The 25,058-nt window shown below is 73.4% G+C and carries 23 protein-coding genes; 10 read left to right on the forward strand and 13 right to left on the reverse strand.

Features of this window, described 5'->3' with window-relative positions:
* Positions 1 to 10: 10 nt before the first annotated feature.
* Positions 11 to 1,024: a glutathione S-transferase family protein gene (locus OIE12_RS29855; protein WP_329140675.1), complete on the reverse strand. Its 1,014-nt coding sequence runs from the start codon at positions 1,022 to 1,024 to the stop codon at positions 11 to 13.
* A 102-nt stretch (positions 1,025 to 1,126) separates the two neighbouring features.
* On the opposite strand from OIE12_RS29855, the gene OIE12_RS29860 reads away from it, so the two are divergent.
* Complete coding sequence (locus OIE12_RS29860) at positions 1,127 to 2,134, forward strand: cation diffusion facilitator family transporter (RefSeq protein WP_329140678.1); 1,008 nt, start codon at positions 1,127 to 1,129, stop codon at positions 2,132 to 2,134.
* Positions 2,135 to 2,208: 74 nt separating this feature from the next.
* On the opposite strand, the gene OIE12_RS29865 is transcribed toward OIE12_RS29860, so the two are convergent.
* The 4 genes from OIE12_RS29865 to OIE12_RS29880 form a co-directional block, all read right to left on the reverse strand.
* Complete coding sequence (locus tag OIE12_RS29865) at positions 2,209 to 2,664, reverse strand: Crp/Fnr family transcriptional regulator (protein ID WP_329140680.1); 456 nt, start codon at positions 2,662 to 2,664, stop codon at positions 2,209 to 2,211.
* 165 nt (positions 2,665 to 2,829) lie between these two features.
* The gene (locus OIE12_RS29870) at positions 2,830 to 3,639 is read right to left on the reverse strand and encodes an SAM-dependent methyltransferase (protein WP_329140682.1); all 810 of its coding nucleotides are present in this window, start codon (positions 3,637 to 3,639) and stop codon (positions 2,830 to 2,832) included.
* A gap of 141 nt (positions 3,640 to 3,780) precedes the next feature.
* Entirely contained in the window at positions 3,781 to 4,026 is a 246-nt protein-coding gene (locus tag OIE12_RS29875; RefSeq protein ID WP_329140684.1) for a DUF397 domain-containing protein, read from the reverse strand.
* Between the two features lie 2 nt (positions 4,027 to 4,028).
* Positions 4,029 to 4,898: a helix-turn-helix domain-containing protein gene (locus OIE12_RS29880; RefSeq protein ID WP_329140686.1), complete on the reverse strand. Its 870-nt coding sequence runs from the start codon at positions 4,896 to 4,898 to the stop codon at positions 4,029 to 4,031.
* A gap of 473 nt (positions 4,899 to 5,371) precedes the next feature.
* Between OIE12_RS29880 and OIE12_RS29885 the strand changes: the two genes are divergently transcribed.
* Both OIE12_RS29885 and OIE12_RS29890 read left to right on the forward strand, forming a co-directional pair.
* Positions 5,372 to 5,725: an ATP-binding protein gene (locus OIE12_RS29885; protein ID WP_329140688.1), complete on the forward strand. Its 354-nt coding sequence runs from the start codon at positions 5,372 to 5,374 to the stop codon at positions 5,723 to 5,725.
* On the forward strand, positions 5,722 to 6,246 hold the full coding sequence (locus OIE12_RS29890; RefSeq protein WP_329140690.1) for a DUF6624 domain-containing protein: 525 nt from the start codon (positions 5,722 to 5,724) through the stop codon (positions 6,244 to 6,246). Before OIE12_RS29885 ends, OIE12_RS29890 begins: the two co-directional genes overlap by 4 nt.
* A 51-nt stretch (positions 6,247 to 6,297) precedes the next feature.
* Here the strand turns inward: OIE12_RS29890 and OIE12_RS29895 are convergent, their stop codons facing one another.
* Both OIE12_RS29895 and OIE12_RS29900 read right to left on the reverse strand, forming a co-directional pair.
* Positions 6,298 to 6,750: a nitroreductase family deazaflavin-dependent oxidoreductase gene (locus tag OIE12_RS29895; protein ID WP_329140691.1), complete on the reverse strand. Its 453-nt coding sequence runs from the start codon at positions 6,748 to 6,750 to the stop codon at positions 6,298 to 6,300.
* A gap of 340 nt (positions 6,751 to 7,090) precedes the next feature.
* A complete protein-coding gene (locus OIE12_RS29900; RefSeq protein WP_329140693.1) occupies positions 7,091 to 8,167 on the reverse strand; it encodes a GDSL-type esterase/lipase family protein in 1,077 nt (358 codons plus the stop codon).
* Positions 8,168 to 8,368: 201 nt separating this feature from the next.
* Between OIE12_RS29900 and OIE12_RS29905 the strand changes: the two genes are divergently transcribed.
* From OIE12_RS29905 to OIE12_RS29920, 4 genes are all read left to right on the forward strand, one after another.
* Positions 8,369 to 9,604 (forward strand): cytochrome P450, encoded by a 1,236-nt coding sequence (locus tag OIE12_RS29905; RefSeq protein ID WP_329140694.1) that lies wholly within the window; start codon positions 8,369 to 8,371, stop codon positions 9,602 to 9,604.
* Positions 9,605 to 9,614: 10 nt separating this feature from the next.
* Positions 9,615 to 9,857 (forward strand): ferredoxin, encoded by a 243-nt coding sequence (locus tag OIE12_RS29910; protein WP_329140696.1) that lies wholly within the window; start codon positions 9,615 to 9,617, stop codon positions 9,855 to 9,857.
* An 89-nt stretch (positions 9,858 to 9,946) separates the two neighbouring features.
* Positions 9,947 to 10,501 (forward strand): flavoprotein, encoded by a 555-nt coding sequence (locus tag OIE12_RS29915; RefSeq protein ID WP_329140698.1) that lies wholly within the window; start codon positions 9,947 to 9,949, stop codon positions 10,499 to 10,501.
* 461 nt (positions 10,502 to 10,962) lie between these two features.
* Complete coding sequence (locus OIE12_RS29920) at positions 10,963 to 13,350, forward strand: RICIN domain-containing protein (protein WP_329140700.1); 2,388 nt, start codon at positions 10,963 to 10,965, stop codon at positions 13,348 to 13,350.
* A 9-nt stretch (positions 13,351 to 13,359) separates the two neighbouring features.
* On the opposite strand, the gene OIE12_RS29925 is transcribed toward OIE12_RS29920, so the two are convergent.
* Positions 13,360 to 14,619, reverse strand: a complete 1,260-nt coding sequence (locus tag OIE12_RS29925; protein ID WP_329142310.1) for an arsenic transporter — start codon at positions 14,617 to 14,619, stop codon at positions 13,360 to 13,362.
* 183 nt (positions 14,620 to 14,802) lie between these two features.
* Entirely contained in the window at positions 14,803 to 17,238 is a 2,436-nt protein-coding gene (locus OIE12_RS29930; protein ID WP_329140702.1) for a SpoIIE family protein phosphatase, read from the reverse strand.
* Between the two features lie 188 nt (positions 17,239 to 17,426).
* Here OIE12_RS29930 and OIE12_RS29935 point away from each other — a divergent pair, with 188 nt between their 5' ends.
* The 3 genes from OIE12_RS29935 to OIE12_RS29945 all read left to right on the forward strand — a co-directional run bounded on the left by OIE12_RS29935 (position 17,427) and on the right by OIE12_RS29945 (position 21,278).
* The gene (locus tag OIE12_RS29935; RefSeq protein ID WP_329140704.1) at positions 17,427 to 20,552 is read left to right on the forward strand and encodes a glycoside hydrolase family 2 TIM barrel-domain containing protein; all 3,126 of its coding nucleotides are present in this window, start codon (positions 17,427 to 17,429) and stop codon (positions 20,550 to 20,552) included.
* Between the two features lie 99 nt (positions 20,553 to 20,651).
* Entirely contained in the window at positions 20,652 to 20,897 is a 246-nt protein-coding gene (locus OIE12_RS29940; RefSeq protein ID WP_329140706.1) for a hypothetical protein, read from the forward strand.
* 3 nt (positions 20,898 to 20,900) lie between these two features.
* Positions 20,901 to 21,278: a hypothetical protein gene (locus OIE12_RS29945; protein WP_030381475.1), complete on the forward strand. Its 378-nt coding sequence runs from the start codon at positions 20,901 to 20,903 to the stop codon at positions 21,276 to 21,278.
* Between the two features lie 81 nt (positions 21,279 to 21,359).
* Here the strand turns inward: OIE12_RS29945 and OIE12_RS29950 are convergent, their stop codons facing one another.
* The 4 genes from OIE12_RS29950 to OIE12_RS29965 all read right to left on the reverse strand — a co-directional run bounded on the left by OIE12_RS29950 (position 21,360) and on the right by OIE12_RS29965 (position 24,966).
* Positions 21,360 to 22,517 carry a lactate 2-monooxygenase gene (locus tag OIE12_RS29950; RefSeq protein ID WP_329140709.1) on the reverse strand — a complete coding sequence of 386 codons (1,158 nt, stop codon included), beginning with the start codon at positions 22,515 to 22,517 and terminating at the stop codon, positions 21,360 to 21,362.
* Between the two features lie 430 nt (positions 22,518 to 22,947).
* Positions 22,948 to 23,118: a CDGSH iron-sulfur domain-containing protein gene (locus tag OIE12_RS29955; RefSeq protein ID WP_329142312.1), complete on the reverse strand. Its 171-nt coding sequence runs from the start codon at positions 23,116 to 23,118 to the stop codon at positions 22,948 to 22,950.
* A gap of 58 nt (positions 23,119 to 23,176) precedes the next feature.
* Positions 23,177 to 23,839, reverse strand: coding sequence for a HemK2/MTQ2 family protein methyltransferase (locus tag OIE12_RS29960; protein ID WP_329140711.1), 663 nt, complete (start codon positions 23,837 to 23,839; stop codon positions 23,177 to 23,179).
* A gap of 98 nt (positions 23,840 to 23,937) precedes the next feature.
* Positions 23,938 to 24,966, reverse strand: coding sequence for an iron-containing redox enzyme family protein (locus tag OIE12_RS29965; RefSeq protein WP_329140713.1), 1,029 nt, complete (start codon positions 24,964 to 24,966; stop codon positions 23,938 to 23,940).
* Positions 24,967 to 25,058: the final 92 nt, after the last annotated feature.

The raw sequence follows: 25,058 nt of genomic DNA on the forward strand, positions 1-25,058 counted from the left end.
CGGGCGGGGGTCAGGCCGGGACCGCCGGTACCTCCTCGCCGTCCCGCACCGGTCCCGGCGGCGTGCCGTCACCGAACGGCCGGCCGCCCAGCCGCTCACGGCCGTGCGGCGTGAGCCAGCCCGCCAGATCGGGCCCGAGCGGCACGATGCCGGTCGGGTTGATGCCGGTGTGCACCTGGTAGTAGTGCCGTTTGATGTGGTCGAAGTCGACCGTGTCGCCGAACCCCGGCGTCTGGAACAGGTCCCGCGCGTACGCCCACAGCACCGGGTTCTCGGCCAGCTTCCAGCGGTTGCACTTGAAGTGGCCGTGGTAGACGGGATCGAAGCGGACCAGGGTGGTGAACAGCCGGATGTCCGCCTCGGTGATGGTCTCCCCGACGAGGTACCGCTGCCCCGCAAGCCGGTGGGCAAGCCACTCCAGACGCCGGAACACCCCGTCGCACGCCTCCGCGTACTCCTCCTGAGTGGTGGCGAAGCCGGACCGGTAGACCCCGTTGTTGACGTCCCGGTAGACGCCCTCCATCACCTCGTCGATCTCCTCGCGCAGGGCCTCCGGATAGAGGTCCGGCGCCCCGGGGCGGTGCAGGGCCGTCCACTCGGTGGCGAGGTCGAGGGTGAGCTGCTGGTAGTCGTTGGTGACCAGTTTGCCGCTGGGTACGTCCACCACCGCCGGGACGCTGACGCCGCCCGGATGGCCGGGCTCGCGGGCCTCGTACGCCTCGCCGAGGTAGCGGATGCCGAGCACGGGGTCGCGGCCGTCGGGGTCCAGGGTGAACCGCCAGCTGCGGTCGTCCTGGACCGGGTCGGCGACCGCCAGCGACAGGGCGTCCTCCAGGCCCAGCAGCCGGCGCGAGACCAGGGCGCGGCTCGCCCACGGGCAGGCACGGCTGACCACCAGACGGTAGCGGCCCGCCTCCACCGGCCAGCCGTCCCGGCCGTCGGCCGTGATCCGGTCGGTGAAGTGACTGCGGGACCGCTTGAACGGCTTGTGCCCGTACGCGCGGTTGCCCTCGCCCTCGGCCATGTCCTGCTCCCTCCTGCGAGCCCCTGCTCGCGGTGGTGTCCGGATACGAGTGCCCTGGTCGACGTGGTCCGATTCCCGTCCGGTGCCCGGTGTGAGACGCCCGTGCAGGGGCAGTCGGCCACAGTGACAGGGACATCATCGGACCGTAGGACACGGATCACCGTCTGGGTGGCACTCGCCGCCAATCTGCTGATCGCGGCGGCCAAGGCCGTCGGCGGACTGCTGGCCCATTCGCCGGCCCTGATGTCGGAGGCCGCGCACTCCGTGGCCGACACCCTGAACGAAGTCTTCCTGCTGGCCGCGCTGCGCCGCAGCCGCCGCCCCGCCGACCGCCGGCACCCCTTCGGCTACGGCAAGGAGCGGTTCTTCTGGTCGCTGCTCGCCGCGGTCGGCATCTTCGTCATGGGCGGCTGCTTCTCCTTCTTCCAGGGCTACGAGGCGCTCAGGAGCGGGGCGGACGAGACCCAGCGCGGTTACGTCATCGGCCTGATCGTCCTGGCGCTCGCCTTCGTGTTCGAGGGCAGCTCGCTGCTGCGGGCGGTGCACCAGGTGCGCAAGGAGGGCGGCTTCAGCAGGGAGAAACTCAAGGACCCGGCGCTGCGCACGGTCGTCGCCGAGGACGGTACGGCCGTCCTGGGCGTCAGCCTCGCGATGATCGGCATGGGGCTGCACATGATCACCGGTCAGGTGGCCTACGAGGCGTCGGCCTCCCTCGCCATCGGCGCCCTGCTGGTGTTCGTCGCCTACCGGCTCGGCCGCGAGGCCCGCGACCAGCTCATCGGACAGGCCGCCGACCCCGAGCAGAGCGACAGGATCCGCGAACTGCTCGCCGGACAGCCGGAGATCGACAGCGTCGAGTCGCTGCTGACCATGCAGCTGGGCCCCGACTCCACGCTGGTCGCGGCCCGCATCGACCTCGTGCCCGGGATGGACAGCGAGGAGGTCGAGGAGGTGGCGGTCCGCATCAAGCGGGAGATCGCTGAGGCGGCCCCGGAGGCGGCCGGCCGGATCTACCTCGACGTGACGGACGCGGCCACGCTCGCCGCCGAACGCCGCCGGCGCCGGACAGCCGAAAGCCCCGCCGCGACGGGGGAGCGCGGCGGGGCCTGACCTACGCGTGCCCGGGCCAGCCGGGGTCATGCGCGGCCGGGCGGAAAAATCTCGCCGGCCGCCCGATTCCGAGGTCAGCGAGGACCGCCCCCATGGCGGGCGTAGTGCTCGATCAGCGCGGTCCGGGTGGTCTCCAGCCGGTGGGCGAGGACGGCCCCGACCGTGCGGGTCAGGGCGAGCTCCAGGGAGGGGTCCCGCTCCCCGAGACCGGCCACCGTCGAGGCGTCGAACTCGTACGCCCGTACGGGACTGAACGCCTCGGCGCCGAAGTCCCAGGTGTGCGGAGGGAACAGCCAGGACCAGCCCAGCAGGTCACCGGGGCCCAGCGTGGCCACGGAGATGCGCCGCCCGGCGAGCACGTGCTGGAAGAGGGAGACCGTGCCGGAGCGCACCACCCAGAACCGGTCGGCGACGCCGCCGGCCTCGAAGATCCTGGTGTCCTCGGCGAACGCGACCTCCCGCGCCACGGACAGCAACCGCGCCCGGTGCTCCGGCGCAAGGGCATGCAACACCCGAAGCGGAGCGGACATCACGACCTCCGTCACGCAGACAGCCCCGTCCCCTCCCATTGGACACCCGCGCCCCGAAAGGGGCGCGGGGAACCGCGCGAGCAAGCACAGTCCACCCGCACCCGCCGGACAAGGAGCAGCTCCGAGCTCTCAGGCGCCGAACCAAACCCCCCGGGGCGGAGCCCTTCACCCCCTCTTGAGGGCAACCCCCCCGAAAACGTCCGTCGGCTCCGCCGACACCCCCGGCTCCGGCCGCCACAGGGGGCACGACACAATCCCCGGCTCCAGCAGCTCCAGCCCCTCGTAGAACGCCGAAACCTGCGCAGGACTGCGCAGGACGTACGGCACGGCCCCCGTGTCGTCGTACCCCTGCTGCGCCTCCCGCAGCGCCGCATCCGTGTCCGTGCTGTCGTAGTGCACGAAGTAGCTGCCCGGGCAGAGCGCCGCCTGGAGCCGCCGCACGATCGACTTGGCCTCTTCGTAGTCCTGGATGTGCCCCAGGATGCCCATGAGCATCAGCGCGACCGGCTTGTCGAAGTCCAGTATCTTGCCCGCCTGCTCGAGGATCGCCTCCGGGTCGCGCAGGTTCGCGTCGATGTAGTCGGTGACGCCCTCGGGCGTGCTGGTGAGCAGGGCCTGCGCGTGCCGCAGTACGAGGGGGTCGTTGTCGACGTAGACGATCCGCGACTGAGGCGCTATGCGCTGCGCCACCTGGTGCGTGTTGTCGTACGTCGGCAGGCCGGTGCCGATGTCGAGGAACTGGCGGATGCCGAGCTCACCGGCGACGAAGGTCACCGTGCGGATCAGGTACTGCCGGGAGGCGCGGGCCATCGTCTCGATGTTGGGCGCGGTCTCCCGGTAGGCGTCGCCGGCGATCCGGTCGACCTCGTAGTTGTCCTTGCCGCCCATCCAGTAGTTCCAGATGCGGGCCGAGTGCGGCACCGTGGTATCGATCTTGGACCACGCCTCCGCGTCGGGGGTCCGGCCGTCCGTCATGGGGGGTCTCCTGCCGTGCGTCACGGGGTGTGCGCACCAACCTACCGCCAACTGCACTGCCGTACAGTCGTGTTGACCATGTGGGGGGGCGGGGCCCGGAGAGCTTCCCGGCGCCCCGCCGCCACGCGTCGCGGACGGTCCTCAGACGACCAGGAAGTCGGCCCGCCCGGACTTGGCGCCTTCGAGGAAGGCGATCATCTCGTCCCGGGAGTAGACCAGCGCGGGCCCCTCCGGGTCCTTGGACTGGCGGAAGGCGACGCTGCCGTCGGGCAGCCGTTTGGCCTCGACGCAACTGCCGCCGTTCGTACCGCTCCAGGGCTTCTCCCAGCCCTCGGTGCCCAGGTCGCCGGCCGGCATGCCGCTGTAGACGGAACCCTCGGATGCCATGATCACAACTCCTTACGCAGTTCGGCCAGGATGGTCCTGGTACGACGGACCGGCTCCGCCTGCACGGCCATCCGGTCCAGTACCTCGAGGTAGCTGACGACGTCGGAGGGCCGGTCCACGTACGAGGCGCCGGCCAGACTCTCCGTGTAGACGACGTCGGGCAGTTCGGAGAACCCGAAACGGAAGTGGTGGAAGGGGCCGAAGGCGCCCGGATGGGCACCGACTCCGAACCGCATGATCTGAATCCGGACCTTGGGCAGGTCCAGGGCCTCGTTCAGCCGGTCCAGTTGCGCGCGCATCACGTCCGCCCCGCCGACCGGCCGGCGCAGCACCGTCTCGTCCAGAATGGCCCAGATGACCGGCGACTCCGGTTTGACGAGCAGGTCCTGCCGTCGGACGCGCAGGTCCACCCGGCGCGCGATGCCCTCCTCGGAATCGTTGGGGAAGCCCACGCGCAGCAGCGCGGTGGCGTAGTCGTGCGTCTGCAACAGGCCGGGTACGTAGTGGGGTTCGTACAGACGGATGACGCTGGCTTCACTCTCCAGGCTGACGTAGGCACGGAACCATTCCGGCAGTACGTCGCGGTACTGGTACCACCAGCCCGGTTTGTTGGCCTCCCTCGCCATGGTGACGAAGTCCTCGACCTCCGTCGCCCGGACACCGTAGGCGCGCAGCAGCTCCTTGACGTAGGGGATACGGAGTCCGACCTCGGCCTTCTCCATCCGGCGGACCGTCAGCGGCGTGACCTCGATGGTCCGGGCCGCCTCCTCGAAGGAGACCCCGGCCTGTTCACGCAGCTGCCGGAGCCGCTTGCCGAGGACCATCCGCAGGACGGTGGGTGCGCTGCTGCCGCCGGGGCGGTTGTCACTCACGCCTGCCTCCCCGGAACGGCCGCCACAGCGTGCAGTGTGCCACGCGGCGAGGGGGAGGGACAGAGTGATGCGGATAGATCTGAAATTATCAGAACGCAGGTTGCGTACTGAGCCCGTACGCCACCATAGTGACCGAGTGACCTGCCGCACACTCCGTGTGCGGTGAGGGTCAACGGCGCCCGGCTTCCGCGGTTCTGACCTGCCGTCGGATCCCGGTGCGGCGCACGCGACCGTGAGGCGAGACCTGGATGGCCACCGTGACCGACGGACAACCGAGGAGCTCGGGCCGGACCCCCGCAGCCGCCGGCGAGACGCCGGCGACCGCGCCGGGAGCGGCCGACCGCGCATCCGCCTTACTTGCGCCCACACGGCCGCACCCGCCCGGCGACCGGCGGCGGTACCCGCCCGGCGACAGCCCGCTGCGGTTCACCGTCCCCGCCCACCCCTCGCGTGCCGCGGTGGTACGGCGCCGGGTGACCGACCACCTCACCCGGCTCGGTCTGCCCGAGGAACTGTGCGACTCCGTCGTCCTCGCCACGGACGAACTCTTCGCCAACGCCGTCACCCACACGGGCACCCGCCCCTACGACACCGTCACCCTCACCGTCGAACTGATCCGCGACGCCGTACGCGTCATGGTCGCCGACCCCTCGCCCGTCCCGCCGCTGCTGCGCACGGTGGACGGCGGGGCGGAGTCCGGACGGGGACTGGCCATCGTGAGCGTGCTCGCCGACGCGTGGGGCGTCGCCCCGGCCGAGCCGGGCAAGCCCGGCAAACGCGTCTGGTTCACCCTCGCCCGTACGGCACCGCCGGAGGCGACCACGTGACCAGCGCGGCGGCCTGGGCGCTCCCGGCGGCGACGGCGGCCGCGGGGCGGGAGCTGCTGCGCCGCGCGGAGGACGAGCGGGAGCTGATGCGCCGGGCGCAGCGCGAACCCGGCGCCCTCGCCCGGCACCGGCTCGCCCGCTGCCGCGCCGAGAACACCGAGGCGCTGAAGGTCATCGTCCAGCGGCACGGCTGGCCCACCGGGGCACTGGTCGGCGGGCCCGCCTCGACCGCGGCCCTGATGCTCCTGCTGCACGCCCCCGACCTGCCGTTCCAGCTCCGCTGCCGCGACCTGATCGCCGAGGCCGCCGCCGACGGCCACTGTCCCGCCGTGCACCTCGCCTACATCGCCGACCACTGCGCGGTGGCCCGGGGCGAGCCGCAGTTCTACGGGACCCGCGTCAACCCCGTGACGCTGCGGCCGTATCCGGTGCGCTGCCCCGAGACCGTCGACGAGCGCCGGGGGGACGTGGGGCTGGCCCCGCTGGAACAGCAGATGGCGGCGCTCCGCCGGGGGGCGTAGGACGCCCTCGCGGAACGCCGCCGGGCTGGTGGCGCCGGTCGGTGGCCGGGGTCAGTGGCCGCCCTCGGTGCGCTCCAGGACGAACACCGGGATCTCCCGGTCGGTCTTCTCCTGGTAGTCGGCGTACGGGGGGTACGCGGCGACCGCGCGCTCCCACCACGCCGCCTTCTCCTCGCCGGTGACCTCACGTGCCGTCATGTCCTGCACGGTGGGGCCGTCCTGCAACGTCACGCGGGGGTCCGCGACGACGTTGTGGTACCAGACGGGGTGCTTGGGGGCGCCGCCGAGGGAGGCGACGACGGCGTAGCGGCCCTCGTGCTCGACGCGCATCAGCGGGGTCTTGCGGATCTTGCCGCTGCGGGCGCCGCGGGTGGTCAGAATGATCACGGGCAGGCCCGTGTCGGCGTGTTTCGTGCCTTCGGTGCCGCCGGAGCTCTCGTACAACTCGACCTGCTCGCGTGCCATTCGGCTCGGGCTGGGTTCGTACTCACCCTCAAGAGGCATGGGTCTCCGTTCCTCGTAGGTGTCACGATTCAACACGACACCGGAGCGGATTCTTCCGCCCGGCACGCAGGGGTTTTCGCCCCCGCCGCCCCTACCCATTCCCCTCCTTGACAAGGGGCTCCGCCCCTTGGACCCCGGGGATGCGTTGTCGGCTGACGGTCGGTGGGGCTTCTCGCGCAGTTCCCCGCGCCCCTGATAGGGGCGCGGGGCTGTGTCAATATGCGGCTCCGCCGCGTGGGCGCGAAACGGGGCGAAGCCCCGTGCCGGGGTCCAAGGGGCGGAGCCCCTTGAAGGGACGGGAAGGGTAGGGACGGCGGGGGCGAGGAAAGGCCGGCTTGGGTCATGTGACATGGGGGCGTACCGCACGGGCGATCGCGGCCATGCCGGCGTCGTTCGGGTGCAGGCCGTCGCCGCTGTCGTAGGCCACCCGGAGACGCCCCGCGTCCCCCGGATCCCGCAGCGCCCCGTCCACATCCGCCACCGCGTCGAACACCCCACCCGCCCGCACCCGCTCGTTCACCGCCCGCCGCACCGCCTCCCGTCCAGGACCCAGCGCCCCGGCCGGCGGCAGGGTGCAGCCCACCACCCGCACCCCGGCCTCCCGCGCCGCCTCCACCAACCGGCCGTACCCACCGAGCAACTCGCCCACCCCCACCGGCACACCCCCCGGCTCCAGCCCCCCGAGCAGATCGTTGACCCCGAGCAGCACGACCACCACCCGCACCCCCTCCTGCGCCAGCACATCCCGCTCGAACCGCCGCACCCCCGCGGGATCGGTCCAGTCGGACAGCAGCCGGTTCCCCCCGATCCCCGCGTTGACGACCGCCAGCCGCCCCGGCCGCAACAGGTCGGGCCACCGCCGGTTCGCGTCACACGTGGAGCACGCGCCGTCCGTGATCGAGTCGCCGAAGGCCACCACCGTGCCCTCCGCCTCGGCCGGGACGACCGTCAGCCCCGACAGGACGTACCAGGAGGCGCCCGCCGGGGCGAACCCGTCGGGTCCCGCCGCCAGGGTGAGATCGCCGGAGCCCGGCGGCGAGAGATACGCCGTCGCGAAGGCGTCCCGGTGGTGGGTCGTGGACCCGGTCGCGTCCGGCAGATGGAGGGAGACCGTCAGGTCCCGGCCGCGTTCGACGTCGACGGGCAGTACGTCGGTGAGCACTTCCCGGCCAGCCCCGAGCACCGCCTTCGGCGAGCCGTCGACGGTGACGGGCCGCGGCCGGGACCCCGCCACCGCCACCGAGAGCGCGCCCACGGTCAGCTCCCCGTCGCCGTACAGATGCGACAGCCGCAGCCGCGCACCCGTCCCCGAGGCGGTGGGGCGGACGGTCATGCGCAGGGTCTGATCGTGGAAGGACGGCCCGAACGGCATCGGTGCGGCCCCCCACACGGCGACGGTCCGGGCGGTGCTGCTCATGACCGGGGACTACCCGGTATCGGCACGTGAACGCGTCCGCCCGCCCGCCGTCCGCCCCTGGAAGCCCCCGCTCCGCCACCCGTACGGCTTCGGCCAGTTCCGCCGGCCGGGCGATCTGGCCGAACTTGCTGGTGACCCGATGGATGCCTCAGGCATCCAATGAAGATCGGCAAGGGCGAGTCTTCGCAAGCGAGGTTCCTCATGACGCACTCCACGGCCCACCCGGCAGCACCCGTCGACGCTTCCCAGGACGTGCCAGTCCCGTTCCCCCAGGACCGCACGTGCCCCTACCACCCGCCCGCCGGCTACGCACCGCTGCGCGAGCAGCGGCCGCTGGCCCGCGTCTCCCTCTACGACGGCCGTGGCGTATGGCTGGTCACCGGCCACGCCGCCGCACGTGCCCTGCTCTCCGACCCGCGGCTCTCCGCCGACCGCACCCGGCCGGACTTCCCGATGCTCAACGAGCGCATCGCGACCGTCCGCCGCACCCGCCGGTTCCCCCTGCTCGGTGTCGACGACCCCGAGCACCGCACCCAGCGCCGCATGCTCGTCGCGCACTTCACCCTCAAGCGCGCCGCCGCGCTGCGCCCGCGCATCCAGGAGATCGTCGACCGGCTGCTCGACGGCCTTCAGGCGGCGGGGCCGCCCGCCGACCTGGTGAGCACGTTCGCGCTGCCCCTGCCGTCGACCGTGATCTGCGCCCTGCTCGGCGTCCCGTACGCCGACCACGAGTTCTTCGAGGAACAGTCCCGCAGACTGCTGCGCGGCCCCGCCGCGGCCGACGTCGAGGACGCCCGCGCCCGGCTCGACGACTACCTCGGCGCGCTGATCGACCGCAAACGCGAGGAACCCGGCGACGGCATCCTCGACGAGCTGATCGCGGAACGGCTGCACACCGGCGAACTCGACCGGGAGGAGCTGATCTCGCTCTCCGTGCTGCTGCTGATCGCCGGGCACGAGACGACGGCGAACATGATCTCGCTCGGCACGTTCACCCTCCTCCAGCAGCCCGACCGGCTCGCCGAACTGCGCGCCGACCCCGGGCTCGTCCCCGCCGCCGTCGAGGAACTGCTGCGGTTCCTGTCCATCGTCGACGGACTCACCCGGGTCGCGCTCGAGGACGTCGAGATCGCGGGGGAGACGGTCCGCGCGGGCGACGGCGTGGTCTTCTCCAACTCCGTCGTCAACCGGGAGGCGGACGTCTTCCCCGGGGCCGACGCCCTGGACTGGCACCGCTCGGCCCGCGGCCATCTCGCCTTCGGCTTCGGCAGCCACCAGTGCCTCGGCCAGAATCTGGCCCGTGCCGAGCTGGAGATCGCCCTGCGCTCGCTCTTCGAGCGGTTCCCCGGGTTGCGGCTCGCCGCGCCCCCGGAGGAGATCCCGCACAAGCCCGGCGACACGATCCAGGGGATGGTCGAACTCCCCGTGGCGTGGTGAGGAGGAACCCATGCGCGACGACGACGGCGGCACGCTCGACGTCACCATCGACCACGACGTCTGCATCGGCGCCGGCCAGTGCGCCCTGACCGCGCCCGGTGTCTTCACCCAGGACGACGACGGCTTCGGCGAGGTGCTGCCCGGCCGGCGCGACGGCGGCGGGGACCCGCTGGTCCGGGAGGCCGCGCGGGCCTGCCCGGTCGGGGCGGTCGGGGTGCGCGGCGGGCGGAGCCAGGGAGGAGTGAGCGGCTGAGGGACGACGGGCGGGCCACCGAAGGGAATGGCGGTCGGCCCGCCGGGGGATGGCGGCCGGCCCGCCGAGGGGGTGAGTAGGGTTCCGGGGTGATTGAACAGGCCGCGGAACCCGGGAAACCCTTCCTCTACGTCGTCGTCTGCGCCGCCGGGGTCGCCTCCGGTGTCGGGGAGCTGATCGCCGCGGCGCAGGAGCGGAACTGGGAGGTCGGGGTCCTCGCCACACCGCTCGCCATGGGCTTCTTCGACACCGCCGCCGTCGAGGCGCGGACCGGGCGCGTGATCCGGTCCGCGTGGCGGCTGCCGGGGGAGCCGCGGCCCTTTCCGCCGCCGGACGCCGTGGCCGTCGCCCCGGCCACGTTCAACACGCTCAACAAGTGGGCGGCCGGCATCTCCGACACCCTCGCCCTCGGCACGCTCAACGAGGCGTACGGGCTCGGCGTCCCGATCGGCGTACTGCCCTGCGTGGGCGAGGCGCTGGCCGCCCATCCCGCCTACGCGGCCGCTCTGGAACGGCTGCGCGGCATGGGCGTACGGTTCGCCGACCCGTACGCCGGGGGCGGCACCGACGGGGGCGCCCCCGTCTTCGGCTGGGAACGCGTGCTCGACCTGCTCCCGCAGCCGCCCGGACCAGGGACCGTGTGAAGGGGGCGTGCGATGAGGGCGTACTTTTCCCGGAACGTTCCGCCGTCTTCCTGCGCCTTCCCGGGCCTTCCCGCGCCTTCCTGAATTCCTGTCCATAAGGCCTTGGCGAGCCCGGCCGGGCCGGGGCAATTACCACGTACGGGCCCCTTGCTGACGTTCCGTCAACTTACCCCGAGTTCAGGCGGGGTTCATTCGCCGGGGAAAGTGAGCCCCTGTCTTGTTACTGCTCCCCGGCGTGTGCGAAGGTGTGGGGCGTCGACGTGCGGACAATTCCTTTTCCGCCGGACGCGCCCGGTGCGCCGTTCGCCCCCCACTCCGGAAAAACGCGGTCGTGGTCGCGCGTTCGGGATATCGAAGATTACGCGAATGGATGCGGACGCTCCCCACGGGGCGGCCGGCCGGGCGGTACGTCACTGGTCCGGACCCGGCCTCGTGCGCAGGGGCTGTGGAGGAAAGTGAACGTGAACGACGGGGCCGTGCCGAGTTCCCCCGAGCCCGGCCGGCCGCGCGAGGTGCCCGACGCGGAACTCGCCGCGGAGCTGAAGAAGTCCGGCGGGGAGGGGCCCGTCCACCGGCCGGTGGAGGAACTCCTCGCCCGGCACGGGGAGGCCGTGTACGCCTACGCGCGGCTGTGCACCGCCGGGGCGCACCCCGCCGGGATGCTCACCACCGCCGCGTTCACCCGGCTGTTCGAGAACGCCGGCCGGCAGGCCGGGCCGACGGCGGCGTGGCGGCCGGCCCTGCTGGTCACGGTCGGCCGGATCGCGGCGGAGTGGGACGCCGACCACCGCCGCGACATGCTCCACGCCGAGCTGCGCTCCGGCACCGGGTCCGGCTCCGCGGCGGCGCGGCTGCTGCCGCCCGGGAACCGGCGGCTCGTCACCACCGCCTTCCAGCGGCTCGCCGAGCCCGCGCGGTGCCTGCTGTGGCACATGGAGGTGGAGCGCGAGGAGCCTGACGTGCCCGCCGCACTCCTCGGCATCGACGTCGGCGACGTCCCGGTGCGGCTCGCCCGGGCCAGGGCCCGGCTGCGCGACGCCTGCCTGGAGGTCCACCGGGAGTCCGCGCCCCGGGACGACTGCCGGCGGTTCGCCCGGCTGCTCGACGTGGCGCTGCGGCGCGGGGACCGGGTCCTCGACCCCGACCTCCTCTTCCACCTGGACGGCTGCGCCCACTGCCGGGGCGCCGCCGAGCAGCTCGACGGCTTCGACCGGCGGCTGCCGGTGCTCCTCACGGAGGGGGTACTGGGCTGGGCCGCCCGGGCCTACCTCGACACCCGCGGCCCCCGCGAGCCGGAGCCCCCGCGCGGCCCGACGGCGCTCGACGCCCGCATGGACTTCACGGCCCCCGACACGCCGCCGGTCCCACCGGGCCCCCGCACGCGAGCCGCCCGCCCCCGCACGCCGGTCCGCACGGCCGCCGCCCACGTCCGCACCCTCACGGCCCGCCTCCGCACCCCCCGCCGGCCCTCCACACCGGCGGACCCGAAGGAGGGCCCACCACCGGGCGCCCCGTCGGACGACCCGGCGGCGCGGTCCACCGACCGGAGCGCTGTCGCGCCGGGTGTCGCCGAGCGGGGTGCCGTCGGCCGGAGCGCTGTCACGCCTGGGGGCGCCGCGCGGGGCACAGCCGCCTCGGCGGACGCCGGCCGAGGCGCGACGGCGTCGGCCGTCCCCGGCCGGGGGGCTGTCGTGCCGGGTGTTGCCGAGCGGGCCGCCGCCGGCCGGGGCGCTGCCGCGGCCGGGGGCGCCGGTCGGCGCGTCGGCGCGCCGAGCCACGCGGGGTCGGGTGGCGTCGCGCCGGGGGGTGCCGGGCGTGGTGCGGTCGCGCCGGGTGTCGTCGGGTCGGGGAGTGTCGCGGCGAGCGCACCCGCGCCCGGCGACGGCGCGGCGGTCGTTGCCGCCGGGCAGGGCGTTGCCCGGCCGGAAGGGGCTGGGCACAGGCGTGCGGGCCGGCGGCGTCGTGCGGGCGCCGCCGTGGCGGGCTCCGCCGCACCGGCCGCCGCGCGCGAGGACTCCACCGGGACGGCACCCGGCGCGCCGGTGGCGGGCGTCGACGCGCGCCGGGAGACCGCGTCGGATGCCGGCCGGGCGCGAGGCCGGGTAGCGGCGGGCGCCGTCGGGTGGGACGGGTTCGCGGGGGCCGCGGCGCGGCACCGGGCCCGGGGGCGGATGCCGCGTGCGGTGCGGTGGGGGTCGTCCGAGGCGGGCGCCCGGCGGGAGCCGCTTCTCGTCGTGGGGATCGTGGGGGCCTGTGTCGTCGTGCCGTTGGCCGTGTGGGGTGTGATGGGTGGCGGAGGCGGCGCCGCCGAGGAGCCCGGGGGGACGGCCTCGTCCGTGCCGTCGTGGGCCGGGACGGCCGCCGACGCCTCCGACGGTGTCGTACGGGGCCGGTTGCGCAACGCCGGTGACGGGCTGTGTCTCGACGTCCACGGCGAGAAGGCCGTCGCCGGCGCCGAGGCCGTGCTCGCCGGCTGCGGCTCCGCCCGCACCCAGCACTGGGCCTACGAGACCGACGGCCTGCTGCGCAGTCTCGCCGAGCCCTCGCTCTGCCTCGACTCCCGCCTCGGCTACTCGGTCGTCCTGGCCCCGTGCGCGGGCCGGTCCACGCCCGAGGTGAGGAACGTCCGCTACGACTTCACCCTCCAGGGCACCCTCGTACCGCGCCGCGACCAGAACCTGGCCCTCGCCCCGGCCGCGCCCGGCGCCGACCCCGCCCCCGGCACCGCCCTCGTACTGAAGCCGCGCGCCACCGGCGACGGGGAGCAGCGCTGGCAGGCCGACACCGACAGCGCGCTGCGGATGCAGTCCGTCAACTGGGGCGCCGAGGGCACGCCCACGGACCGCTGACCCCCGTCCTCACCCGCCGAACAGCCGCAGCGACAGCCACAGCGCCGTCGTCGCAGGGACCAGCGCCGCCGGTACCGCGAGCAGTCCGAGCCGGGTGAATTCGCCGAGGTCGACGCCGTGGTCGTGCTGGTGCAGGATGCGCCGCCACAGCAGCGTCGCCAGCGAACCCGCGTACGTGAGGTTCGGGCCGATGTTGACCCCGAGCAGCACGGCCAGCACCGGCCCGGTGCCGGCCGGGGCGACCAGCGGCAGCAGCACCAGCACCGCCGGCAGGTTGTTGATCACATTGGCCAGCAGCGCCGCCAGCGCCGCGACGCCCAGCAGCGCGGCCCAGCCGGAGCCGTCCGGCAGCAGCTGCCCCAGCGCGTCGGCGAGCCCGTTGTCGACGACGGCCCGTACGACCACGCCCAGCGCGAGCACGAACGCGAGGAAGCCCGGCGCCGCCGCCCGCACCACTGTGAGCGGCGTCGTACGCCGGCGCACCAGCGCGCGCACGGCCAGGGTGAGCGCCCCCGCCAGCGCCGACCACGCCGGGTCGATGCCGACGGCGGAGGCGACGACGAACCCGGCGAGCGTGCCGAGCACGGTGACGAGCGCGAACACCGGCATCGGCGGCGGCTCCTCCCCGCTCGGGTCGCAGGCCGCGGCCGTACCGAGGTCCCGCCGGAAGAACCGCCGGAAGACGACGTACTCTGCGGCCACCGCGACCACCCACGGCAGCGCCATCAGCGCCCCGAACCGTACGAACCCGATGCCCGCGGCCGTGAACGCGAGCAGGTTGGTCAGATTGGAGACCGGCAGCAGCAGCGAGGCCGTGTTGGAGAGGTGCGTGCAGGCGTAGACGTGCGGCTTGGGACGGGCGCCCATGTGCGCGGCGGTGGCGAACACCACGGGGGTGAGCAGGACGACGGTCGCGTCCAGGCTGAGCACCGCCGTGATCGCCGAGGCGAGCGCGAAGACGGCGGTCAGCAGGCGGCCGGGGCTGCCGGCGGCCCAGCGGGCGGTCCACGCGCCGCAGGCGCGGAACAGGCCCTCCTCGTCGCAGTAGCGGGCGAGGACGAGGACGGCGGCGAGGAAGCCGACGACGGGGGCGAGGTGCGAGACCTCGTCGGCGGCGTGGTCCAGGGAGAGGGCGCCGGTGGCGATGGCGAGGGTGGCGGCGGGGACGGCGACGACCGCCTCCGGCCAGTTGAAGGGCCGGGCGACGGCGCAGGCGAGGACCGCGGCGAGGAGGGTGACGGAGAGGGCTTCGGCGAGCGGGGTGTTCAGGGGACGCCTCCGGCGGGGGTGGAGTGCAGGTTCCCCTGCGCGGCCCCCATTTTGCTCGCCCCCGCCGCCCCTACCCTTCCCATCCCCTCGGGGGCTCCGCCCCCGAACCCCCGGGCGCGTTGTCGGCCGCGGGTGGGTGGGGGTGCGCCGCGCAGTTCCCCGCGCCCCCTACGGGGCGCGCTCCTACAACCCCTCCAGCAGCGCCAGCTCCGCCCAGATCGTCTTGCCGTCCGGGGTGTGGCGGGTGCCCCAGCGTTGGGTGAGCTGGGCGACCAGCAGCAGGCCCCGGCCGCCCTCGTCGTACGTCTTCGCGCGGCGCAGATGGGGCGCCGTCGGGCTCGCGTCGGAGACCTCGCAGATGAGGATGGACGTGTCGTGGATCAGCCGCAGCCGGATCGGGCGCTCGCCGTAGCGGATCGCGTTGGTGACGAGTTCGCTCACCACCAGCTCCGCCGTGAACGCCGTCTCCGTCAGCCGCCACCGCTCCAGCTGCCCCACCACCTGCTTGCGGATCGCCGCGACCAGCGACGGGTCCGCGGGAATGTCCCACGTCGCCACCTGCGAGGCCGGCAGCCCCCGGGTGCGGGCCAGCAGCAGCGCCACGTCGTCCGCGGCACCGCCCGCCGGCAGCAGCGCGTGCAGCACCCGGTCGCACGCCGCGTCCAGTGAGTCGGAGACGTCGGGCGTGTCGGCCGTCTCCGCGGCGTCCGCCGCCCCGGCCGGTGCCGGCAGCGCCTCGCACAGCAGCCGCTGGCTGGTGTCGAGGTCCCGCTCCCGGCTCTCCACCAGGCCGTCGGTGTACAGCCCCAGCACCGTGCCCTCGGGCAGATCGACCTCGATCGCCTCGAACGGCAGCCCGCCAAGGCCCAGCGGCGGCCCGGCCGGGAGCTCGATCCGGCGCGCCGGGCCGCCCCCGGGCAGCACCATCACCGGCGGCGGATGCCCGGCCCGGGCCATCGTGCACCGGCGCGAGACCGGGTCGTACACCGCGTAGAGACAGGTCGCCCCGACCTCCCCGGTCGTGCCGTCCTGCCCGCTCTCCACCGACAGCCGCAGCACCAGGTCGTCGAGGTGGGTCAGCAGTTCGTCGGGGGCGAGGTCGATGTCGGCGAGCGTACGGACGGCCGTGCGCAGCCGGCCCATCGTCGCCGAGGCCTTGATGCCGTGGCCGACGACATCGCCGACGATCATGGCGACCCGCATCCCGGACAGCGGGATCACGTCGAACCAGTCGCCGCCGACCCCGGCCCGGGCGGCCGGCAGATAGCGGGAGGCCGCCTCCACCGCCGCCGTCCGCGGCAGCCGCCGGGGCAGCAGACTGCGTTGCAGGGCGAGCGCCGTCTCGCGCTCGCGGGAGTACCGGCGGGCGTTGTCGATGCACACGGCGGCCCGCGCGGTGACCTCCTCCGCCAGCAGCACGTCGTCCGGGGTGAACGCCCCGGGCCGGCGGAAGCGGCTGAGGACGGCCACCCCGAGGGTGCTGCCGCGGGCCTGGATCGGCACCGACATCGACGAGTGGATGCCGAGCGCGCGGATCCGCCCGGCCCGTACCGGGTCCTCGTCCAGCCACTCGGTGAGCGTCTGCGTCGGGTCCTCGGCGAGGACGGTGTCGCCCGTGGTCAGACAGGTGGCCTGCGGGGAGGAGGCGGGATAGCGCCGGGTGCCGCCGAGCTCGGTCACCACCTCGGGCGCCCCCGGTGTCGCCGACTGCTGGGCGGCGCGCCGCAGCACCATGGGGAAGCTGAGCGAGACGGGGCACGGGTCGCTGCCGTCCTCCGGCGCGTCCAGCAGGTCGATGCTGACGAAGTCGGCGAGCGCCGGTACGCAGACGTCCGCCAGCTCCTGTGCCGTGCGGGCCACGTCCAGCGTGCTGCCGATGCGCACGCTCGCCTCGTTGACCAGCTGGAGCCGCCGGCGGGCCAGATGCTCGTCGGTGAAGTCGTGCATGGTCAGACAGACGCCCCGGACCCGGCCCTCGTCGTCGGTGACCGGGGCCGCCCGGAAGAGCCAGGCGCTGTCCCGCCCGGCCACGTCGGCGGAGACCAGGGTCCGTACGTCCTCGGCGCGCCCGGTGGTGAGCACGCGGAACATGTCCCGCTCGATCTCCTCGCTCTCGCGCCGGCCGCCGATCTCCGACGGGCGCAGCCCGCGGACCCGTTCCTCGGGCACGCCCATCACGTCGGACATGGCCCGGTTGAACCGCCGCAGCCGCAGCCGCTCGTCGTAGACGGCGGTGGCACACGGGGACTGGGCCAGCGCCGTCCGGGCCAGCGGGTCGTCGTCGGGCAGGGGAGCGGTGTCCTCCAGGGGCGTCACGAGGAGCCAGTGGCCGGGGCCGTCGGGGCGGGCCGGGCGGTGGTGGGCGAGGATCCACACGGAGACGGTGCGCCCGTCCCGGTGACGCAGGCCCACGATGCCGGCGCAGCGGAAGGGGCGGTCCGCGGGGAGGGCGAAGCCGGCGGGGTCGGCCAGGAGGCCGGCGGCGGGGCGGCCCACGACCTCGTCGGCCGTGTGACCCAGCAGCCGGCGCGCGCCCTCGTTCCACTCCCGCAGCGTGCCGCCGTCGTCGACGACCGCCCGCGCCGTGGCGGCATCGTCGTACGGGTACTCCGGGCTCATCCTCGCCACTTCCTCGCGCCCACTCAGGGTGAACAGGGCCTTCACACGTCGTACCCAGGTTAGAGCCTGCCGTTTGGATCAGCTCTGCCGGACCCTTGACGGACCTGTGGTTACTACGGTCAGAATCTGTTTGCTCGCGATCAGTTATGAGTAATTCTGGGCTCTTGACGAATCCGAAGGGGAACCGCATGTCGGTCACTCGCAGATCGGTCCTGATCGTCGGCACCGCCGCACCCGCGGCCGGTGCCCTTCTGCCCGCCCAGGCCGCCCACACCGGAACCGGTGCCCAGGCGGGTGCGGGGACCGTCGCGGCGGCCCGCGCGGCCGGCCGCCGGACGGTCCCGCTGCGCGACGGCTGGCGGTTCGCCCTGGTCACCACCGACGGCGTCACCGACCCCACCGGCGCCTACGCCGACGCCGCCGACCCCGGCCACGACGACTCCGGCTGGCGCGAGGTCGCCGTCCCGCACGACTGGAGCATCGAGCAGACCCCCACCACCGAGCACGGCACCACCAGCGGCACCGGCTTCCTCCCCGGCGGCCTCGGCTGGTACCGCCTCGCCTTCACCCTGTCGCCCGCGCACGCCGGCAAGCGGATCTCGGTGGAGTTCGACGGCGTCTACATGGACTCGACCGTGTACTGCAACGGCACCGAGGCCGGACACCACCCGTACGGGTACACCGGATTCGCCCTCGACCTCACCGATCTGGTGCACACCGACGGCCGCACGGAGAACGTCCTCGCCGTGCGGGTGCGCAACCGGCTGCCCAGCAGCCGCTGGTACTCCGGCAGCGGCATCTACCGCGAGGCCCGCCTCGTACTCACCGACCCCGTGCACGTCGAACGGTGGGGCACCCACGTCACCACGCCCGAGGTCGGCGCCGACCGCGCCGTCGTCCGGATCGCCACCACCGTGCGCAACGAGTCCGGCGCGGCGGCCGACATCGAGATCCGCTCCACCGTCGCCGACCCCCGCGGCCGCACCGTCGCCCGTACGTCCTCCACGGCCCCCGGAGTCGGCGACCGGGCCACGGAGACCCACGAACTGACCATCAACAAGCCCCAGTTGTGGGACTTCGCCACACCGCGGCGGTACATCCTCACCACCGAGATACGCGTCGACGGCAGGACCACCGACACCTACCGCACCCCCTTCGGGATCCGCACCTTCCGCTTCGACCCCGACGAGGGCTTCCGACTCAACGGCGTGCACGCCAAGATCAAGGGCGTCGACCTCCACCACGACCAGGGCGCCCTCGGCGCCGCCATCAGCGCCGACGCCGTACGCCGCCAGATGACGCTGATGAAGTCCATGGGCGTCAACGCCTTCCGCACCTCCCACAACCCGCCCTCCCCGCAGATGATCGAGGTCTGCGAGGAACTCGGGATCGTGATGATGGTCGAGGCGTTCGACTGCTGGCGCACCGGCAAGACGACGTACGACTACGGCCGCTTCTTCGACGAGTGGTGCGAGAAGGACGCCACCGAGATGGTGCTGGCCGCCCGCAACTCGCCCGCCGTGGTGCTGTGGTCGATCGGCAACGAGATCCCCGACTCCACCTCCACCGCCGGACTCGCGATGGCCGACCGGATCATCGCCGCGATCAGGGCCGCCGACGACACCCGCCCCCTCGTCATCGGCTCCGACAAGTACCGCGGCCTGCCGAAGAAGGGCTCCGCGGCCGACCTGATGCTCGCCAAGCTCGACGGGCTCGGCCTCAACTACAACACCGCCAAGTCGGTCGACGCCCTGCACGCCGCCTACCCGCACCTGTTCCTCTTCGAGTCCGAGTCCTCCTCGGAGACCTCCACCCGCGGCACCTACCAGGAGCCCGCACACCTCAACACCGGCGAGAACCACACCCCCGGCCGCCGGGCCACCTCCTCGTACGACAACAACCTCGCCTCCTGGACGATGAGCGGCGAGTACGGCCACAAGAAGGACCGGGACCGCAAGTGGTTCGCGGGGCAGTTCCTGTGGTCCGGCATCGACTACATCGGCGAGCCCACCCCGTACAACGTCTTCCCCGTCAAGGCGTCCTTCTTCGGCGCGGTCGACACGGCCGGCTTCCCCAAGGACATGTACCACCTCTTCCGCAGCCAGTGGACCGACGAGCCGATGGTCCACCTGGTGCCGATGACCTGGAACCACGAGAAGGGCGACACGGTCGAGGTCTGGGCCTACGCCAACGTCGACACCGTCGAGCTGTACCTCAACGGAAGGTCCCTCGGCGTACGGCAGTTCGACACCAAGAAGACGGCCGACGGCCGCACCTACCTGGAGACCACCGAGGCCACCGGCGACGACAAGACCTTCACCGACGGCCCCTACCCGGGCAGTTACACCAGCCCCAACGGCAGCGCCGGCAAACTGCATCTGACCTGGAAGGTCGCCTACGAGCCGGGCGAGCTGAGGGCGGTGGCCCGGCGCGGCGGGAAGACCGTCGCCACCGACGTCCTGCGCACGGCGGGCGCCCCGCACGCGGTGCGCCTGACGCCGGACCGGAACTCCCTGGACGCCGACGGCCGTTCGCTTCTCTTCGTCACCGCCGACGTCGTCGACGCGCACGGGACCGTGGTGCCCGACGCCGAGCACCTGCTCACGTTCGACGTGACGGGCGGCTCGCTCGCCGGCGTCGACAACGGGCGCCAGGAGAGCGCCGAGCGGTACCAGGCCACCACCCGCACCGCCTTCCACGGCAAGGCGCTCGCGATCGTACGGTCCGGGAACCGGCCCGGGGTGCTGCGGGCGACCGCCCGTGCGGACGGGCTGCGACGGGGCACCGCCACCGTCCGTACGACGAAGGCACGTGCGGCGGCGACCACCCCCGCCGCCGTCTTCCGCGCCGATCCGCCGGCCCCGCCCGCACACCCGCACGCCGACGCCAGTTACTCCGGCCGGCCCGACACCCTGCCCGCCGCGATGCTCGACGGTGACGCCGCCACCGGCTGGTCCAACGGCTTCGCCAAGGCGGCCACCGCGCTGCTGCCCGCGTTCGACGGGGCGCGTGCCGAGGACTGGGTCTCGGTCGACTTCGGGCGCGGCCGCGTCCTGGACCGGGTGGAGGTCTCCTTCACCGTCGATGCCGGGCACACCCGGCCCGCCGTGATCGAGGCCGAGGTGTGGACGGGGGAGCGGTACGCGGCCGTCTCGGGCGCGGCCGTGGAGTGGGCGGAGGACTCCGATGCGCCGACCGTGCTCACGTTCGACGCGGTGCGTGGATCGCGGGTGCGGCTGCGGCTGCGCAGCGCGTATCCGGGACAGGCGCGGGGGGCGGTGCGGATCAGCCGGCTGGAGGTACCGGGACGGTGAGGGCGGCGGCCGGCGGCCCGGTCGTCGTCGGGTACCGAGCTGTGCCCGTCCTGAGCTGCGATTATTTACGGGTAAGTACCCGCGGGGTACCGTAAGCGCATGCCAGCGTTGAATGTGGAGTTCAGCGAGCGGGAGCTCGAGGACCTCCGGCAGATCGCCAAGGAGCGCGGTACGTCGATGAAGGCACTCGTGCGGGAGGCGGCGGCCGCCGACATCGCGCGGCACCGGGCGTTGCAGGAGGGTGCGGAGGCGTTCCGTCGCTTCTTCACCGCGCACGCCGCGGAGTTCGCCGCCGCCTTCCCCGAGGACGAGTCACCCGGCGGGAGCGAGGGGCGGGACGACTGACCCATGCCACCGGACCTCCATATCGATGTGCCCTGGCTGCTCCAGCGCCATGAAGAGGTGCTGCCGGACCAGCCCCTCGTCAACGACTTCTCCGCGCTCGTCGCCGCGGTCGCGCGGCACCGGGTGGATCCGCCGCGGCTCGGGGTGGACTCCGATCCGGCGTGGCGGGCGGCGGCGTTGTTGCACACGTTGGCGTTGTTGAAGCCGTTGCCCGCGGCGAACGCGCGGTTCGCGTGCGCGACGGCGGTGGCGTACATGTTCGCGAGCGGGGTGGGGATCGATCCGCCGTACGGGGCGTTGGTGGATCTCGTGCGGGAGCTGATCTCGGGAAAGGCGGATGTGTACGGCGCGGCGGATCGGTTGAGGTCCTGGCAGATCTGAGGGGCGTCGCGCAGTTCCCCGCGCCCCTTCCAGGGGCGCGGGGAACTGCGCGGTCAGCGACAACGGGCGTCCGCGGTCGCCCTACGACAGAGCCTCACGGGTGAGCGTGTGGACGTGGACGTGGCCCGCGAGGGCCATGGTGAGGTCCAGTTCCGCCAGTACGCAGCGGATGACGTGTTCCACGCCGGCCTGGCCGTCCAGGCCCAGGCCGTAGGCGTACGGGCGGCCCAGGAGGACCGCCTTCGCGCCCAGGGCCAGGGCCTTGGCGATGTCGTCGCCCGTGCGGATGCCGCTGTCGAAGAGGACCGTCAGACGGCCGCCGACCGCGTCGGCGACCGCCGGCAGCGCGTCGGCCGCCGCGATCGAGCCGGCCACCTGGCGGCCGCCGTGGTTGGAGACGACGACGCCGTCCATCCCCGCGTCGGCCGCGAGACGGGCGTCGTCGGGGTGGAGCACGCCCTTCAGGACGATCGGGCCGTCCCAGTTCTCGCGGAGGAACGCCAGGTCCGGCCACGTCTTTCCCGGATCGGCGAACATGTTCACGAAGTGCAGGACGGCCGCGTTCGGGTCCTCGTGCACCGGCTTGGCGAGGCCCGCACGGAACGCCGGGTCGGTGAAGTAGTTCGCGGTGCCCACCCCGTGCAGGAACGGCAGATACGCCTGGTCGAGATCGCGCGGGCGCCAGGCCAGCAGAGGCGTGTCCAGGGTGACGAACAGCGCCGTGAAGCCCGCCGCCTCGGCCCGCCGGAGGAAACTCCGGGTGACCTCGCGGTCCTTGGCCCAGTAGAGCTGGAACCAGCGCTCGCCGTCCCCGGAGGCCTCGGCGACCTCCTCCATCGGTGTGCTGGAGGCCGAGGACAGCACGAACGGCACACCGTGCGCCGCAGCGGCCCGGGCGGCCGCGGACTCCGCGTCCGGATGCATGATCGACAGCACGCCGACCGGGGCCAGCGCGAGCGGCGCCGGCAGCGACCGCCCCAGCACCTCGACCGACAGATCGCGCTCGTGCACGTCCCGCAGCATTCGCGGCACGATCCGGTGCCGCTCCAGCGCCGCCCGGTTGGCCCGGGCCGTACTGCCGTCGCCCGCGCTGCCCGCCACGTAGCCGACCGGGCCGGGGCCGAGCCGCTGCTCGGCCATCTCCTCCAGCCGCGTGAGGTCGGTGGGCAGCCGGGGCACCGCCCCCGTCATGCCGTTGAGGTAGATCTCGTACTGGAAGTCCGCCCAGTGCCGTGCCATTCGTGCCCTCCCGCCTCTCGTCCCGCCACCGAAGCGGAATGTTTCAGGCCGATTGCCCAACCGTCGTGATCTCGCCACCCTGGCGATCCCGACACCCTACGGCGGCTCTGTTGAGGGGCACATGTGTGCGTACCGCGTGACTTCGCGCCACTGATTCAATACTCAAAGTTACCGAAAACTGTGGGGTCGATGTGTGTTTTCGATGGGCGTTCGACAGACTCACGTTCGTACACGGCTCGCCGAGCTCGGGACCGTGCGACCCCGTGGGCGTGGTTCGGGGGTTCGTGACTGGGGAGTAACGCACCTCCGTCATGGTGTCACGCGGTCCCGTACGGGGGCCGGCCGACAAAGTGGGGTTGTCGGCCGGCCCCCGAATCCGTTCCCCGGCCCGGCGCCTTCGGGTGCTTTCGGGTGTCTTCGGGCCCGGGAATCACTCCTGGGCGCGGGTGCGGCGGCGGTGGCTGGTGTCGCACCACGGGAAGCGCCTGCTGCGCCGGCAGGTGCACAGGGCGACCCGGAAGCGGTCGGAGGACACCACCGTGCCGTCCTCCAACTCGACCTCCACCGGGCCCTCCATCAGGATCGGCCCCGTCCGGCCCATGGTGAGGCGGCGTGGCGTACCGGGTGCGGTGCTCCCGTCGTCCTCACGGTGCGGCGCGTCAGCGCTGTCGTACGGCACGGATCACCACCAGCTCCTCCTTCTCGCCCGCGGCCGGGTCCGCGGCCAGCAGGCCCCGCTCCCGCAGCCAGCCGTGGCGCTCCCGCAGCACCGGGCCGAACGCCACCCAGCGGCGGTCCGCGACCTCCGCCGTCAGGCCGGCCGCGCGCAACTGCTCCAGGGTCCGCTCGGGGCCGCTGAGCACCGAGTGGACGAGGAGCAGTACGCCCCCGGGGCGCAGCAGCCGCGGTGCCTGCCCGCAGATCCGGTCCAGGACCAGCCGTCCGTCCGGGCCCGCGTCCCAGGCCCGGGCCCGGCCCCTTGGCTCGCGGTGGGCGTCGGGGGTGGGCACGTACGGGGGGTTGGCCAGGACCAGGTCGAAGGTCTCGCCGGTCACGGGCGCGAACAGGTTGCCGCGCAGCGCGCGGACCCTGAGACCGGCCCGCCAGGCGTTGAGACGGGCCGCGTACACCGCGCGCCGCGACACGTCCACCGCGGTCACCCGGGCGCCCCGGCGCGCGGCGACCAGGGCGAGGGCGCCGGAACCGGTGCCCACGTCGAGGACCCGGGCGTCCGGTGCGAGCGGCTCGTCGGACAGGGCACCGGCCAGGAGGGCGGTGTCGTCTTGTGGGGCGTAGACGCCCGGGAGAACCAGAGGTTTCACAGGGGGCCGGGTACCCGTGATTTCGTCAAATATCTTGACTCGGGTGGTGCGGGGGCACGGTGTCGCGGTGACGGCTGGGCGTGCGGTGGCGGCCGCGGTCACCGTGACGCGGGGAGGGGCGTGCGGAGGGAGGAGCGGCCGGACTCCCAGGCGGTCAGGAGGCCGCGGCCGAAGCGGGCCTCCAGGAACTCCGTCGCGTCGATGCCGAAGGTGATGTCGTCCTCCAGCTCCGGTTCCTGCTCCAGCAGGCCGCCGATGACGTCATGGCGGACGACCTGCTCGTGGACGGCGTCCGCCTCGACGTGCTCGTCGTAGAAGAACTCCGCGGCCGCTCCGGCGCCGGTGCGCCGCATCGCCTCCGCGAGCCTGCGGGAGCCGGGGGAGGAGGTGATCTCGACGGTGGCGAAGTGTCCGACGAGGGCGCCGCGCAGGGCGCGGTGCAGGCCGAACAGGGACATCAGGTTGACGTTGGCGAGCATTTCGCCGGAGGTGGCGTCGAGGTAGTGGCCGTAGGTGGTGTCGAGGTTCAGGTCCGTCATGAGGTCGGCGAAGAGCTGGGCGTGTACGCGGTCGGGGCGGCCGCCGCCGTACTCGTCGAACTCCACCGCTGCCATTGCCGCCTTGGCGCGGCCCCACAGACGGGGCAGGACCCATGCGTGCGGGTCCGCCTCCTTGAGGTGGTAGAGGGAGCGGTGGGCCGCGTACTCGCGGATGTGGTGCAGTTCGCCCTTGTCGCGGAGGTAGTGGGAGACGCCGGTCTCCGCGCCGGTGGCTGCGTCGGTGCCGGGGGTGTCGACGGGCTCGACGAGGAGGTCTTCCAGGGCGTCGGAGAGGGTTTTGTGGGTGGGGGCGTCGGTGCGGAGGGCGGTGAGGAAGCGGTGTTCCAGGCGCGCGCGGAGGTCGAGGAGGGCGGGGTTCCATTCGAGGGTGGGGTCGACGCCGGGGAAGCCGCGGTAGTGGAGTTCGTAGCAGGTGTAGAGGGCGAGGTGGAGGTCCTCGCCGTAGGGGTCGGTGGTGGTCGTGTCGGGGGTGGGGTGGGGGTCCTCGGGGTGGGTGAGGTGGTGGAGGACGGTGGTGGAGAGGGGGCCGCGGGGGGTGGGGAGGCCTTCCTGGGGTGTGCGGTTCATGGGGGTGCGGGTACCCTTTTTCGCCCCCGCCGCCCCTACCCTTCCCGTCCTTTCAAGGGGCTTCGCCCCTTGGACCCCGGGGTGGATGGGCA

The sequence above is a fragment of the Streptomyces sp. NBC_00670 genome (genome assembly GCF_036226765.1).
Classification (GTDB): Bacteria; Actinomycetota; Actinomycetes; order Streptomycetales; family Streptomycetaceae; genus Streptomyces.

Excerpts from the sequence above, each read along its gene's own strand:
- OIE12_RS29855 (WP_329140675.1), bottom strand. The coding sequence starts at position 1,024 with ATGGCCGAGGGCGAGGGCAACCGCGCGTACGGGCACAAGCCGTTCAAG.
- OIE12_RS29865 (WP_329140680.1), bottom strand. The coding sequence starts at position 2,664 with ATGTCCGCTCCGCTTCGGGTGTTGCATGCCCTTGCGCCGGAGCACCGG.
- OIE12_RS29870 (WP_329140682.1), bottom strand. The coding sequence starts at position 3,639 with ATGACGGACGGCCGGACCCCCGACGCGGAGGCGTGGTCCAAGATCGAT.
- OIE12_RS29875 (WP_329140684.1), bottom strand. The coding sequence starts at position 4,026 with ATGGCATCCGAGGGTTCCGTCTACAGCGGCATGCCGGCCGGCGACCTG.
- OIE12_RS29895 (WP_329140691.1), bottom strand. The coding sequence starts at position 6,750 with ATGCCTCTTGAGGGTGAGTACGAACCCAGCCCGAGCCGAATGGCACGC.
- OIE12_RS29900 (WP_329140693.1), bottom strand. The coding sequence starts at position 8,167 with ATGAGCAGCACCGCCCGGACCGTCGCCGTGTGGGGGGCCGCACCGATG.
- OIE12_RS29905 (WP_329140694.1), top strand. The coding sequence starts at position 8,369 with ATGACGCACTCCACGGCCCACCCGGCAGCACCCGTCGACGCTTCCCAG.
- OIE12_RS29910 (WP_329140696.1), top strand. The coding sequence starts at position 9,615 with ATGCGCGACGACGACGGCGGCACGCTCGACGTCACCATCGACCACGAC.
- OIE12_RS29930 (WP_329140702.1), bottom strand. The coding sequence starts at position 17,238 with ATGAGCCCGGAGTACCCGTACGACGATGCCGCCACGGCGCGGGCGGTC.
- OIE12_RS29935 (WP_329140704.1), top strand. The coding sequence starts at position 17,427 with ATGTCGGTCACTCGCAGATCGGTCCTGATCGTCGGCACCGCCGCACCC.
- OIE12_RS29940 (WP_329140706.1), top strand. The coding sequence starts at position 20,652 with ATGCCAGCGTTGAATGTGGAGTTCAGCGAGCGGGAGCTCGAGGACCTC.
- OIE12_RS29945 (WP_030381475.1), top strand. The coding sequence starts at position 20,901 with ATGCCACCGGACCTCCATATCGATGTGCCCTGGCTGCTCCAGCGCCAT.
- OIE12_RS29950 (WP_329140709.1), bottom strand. The coding sequence starts at position 22,517 with ATGGCACGGCACTGGGCGGACTTCCAGTACGAGATCTACCTCAACGGC.
- OIE12_RS29955 (WP_329142312.1), bottom strand. The coding sequence starts at position 23,118 with ATGGGCCGGACGGGGCCGATCCTGATGGAGGGCCCGGTGGAGGTCGAG.
- OIE12_RS29965 (WP_329140713.1), bottom strand. The coding sequence starts at position 24,966 with ATGAACCGCACACCCCAGGAAGGCCTCCCCACCCCCCGCGGCCCCCTC.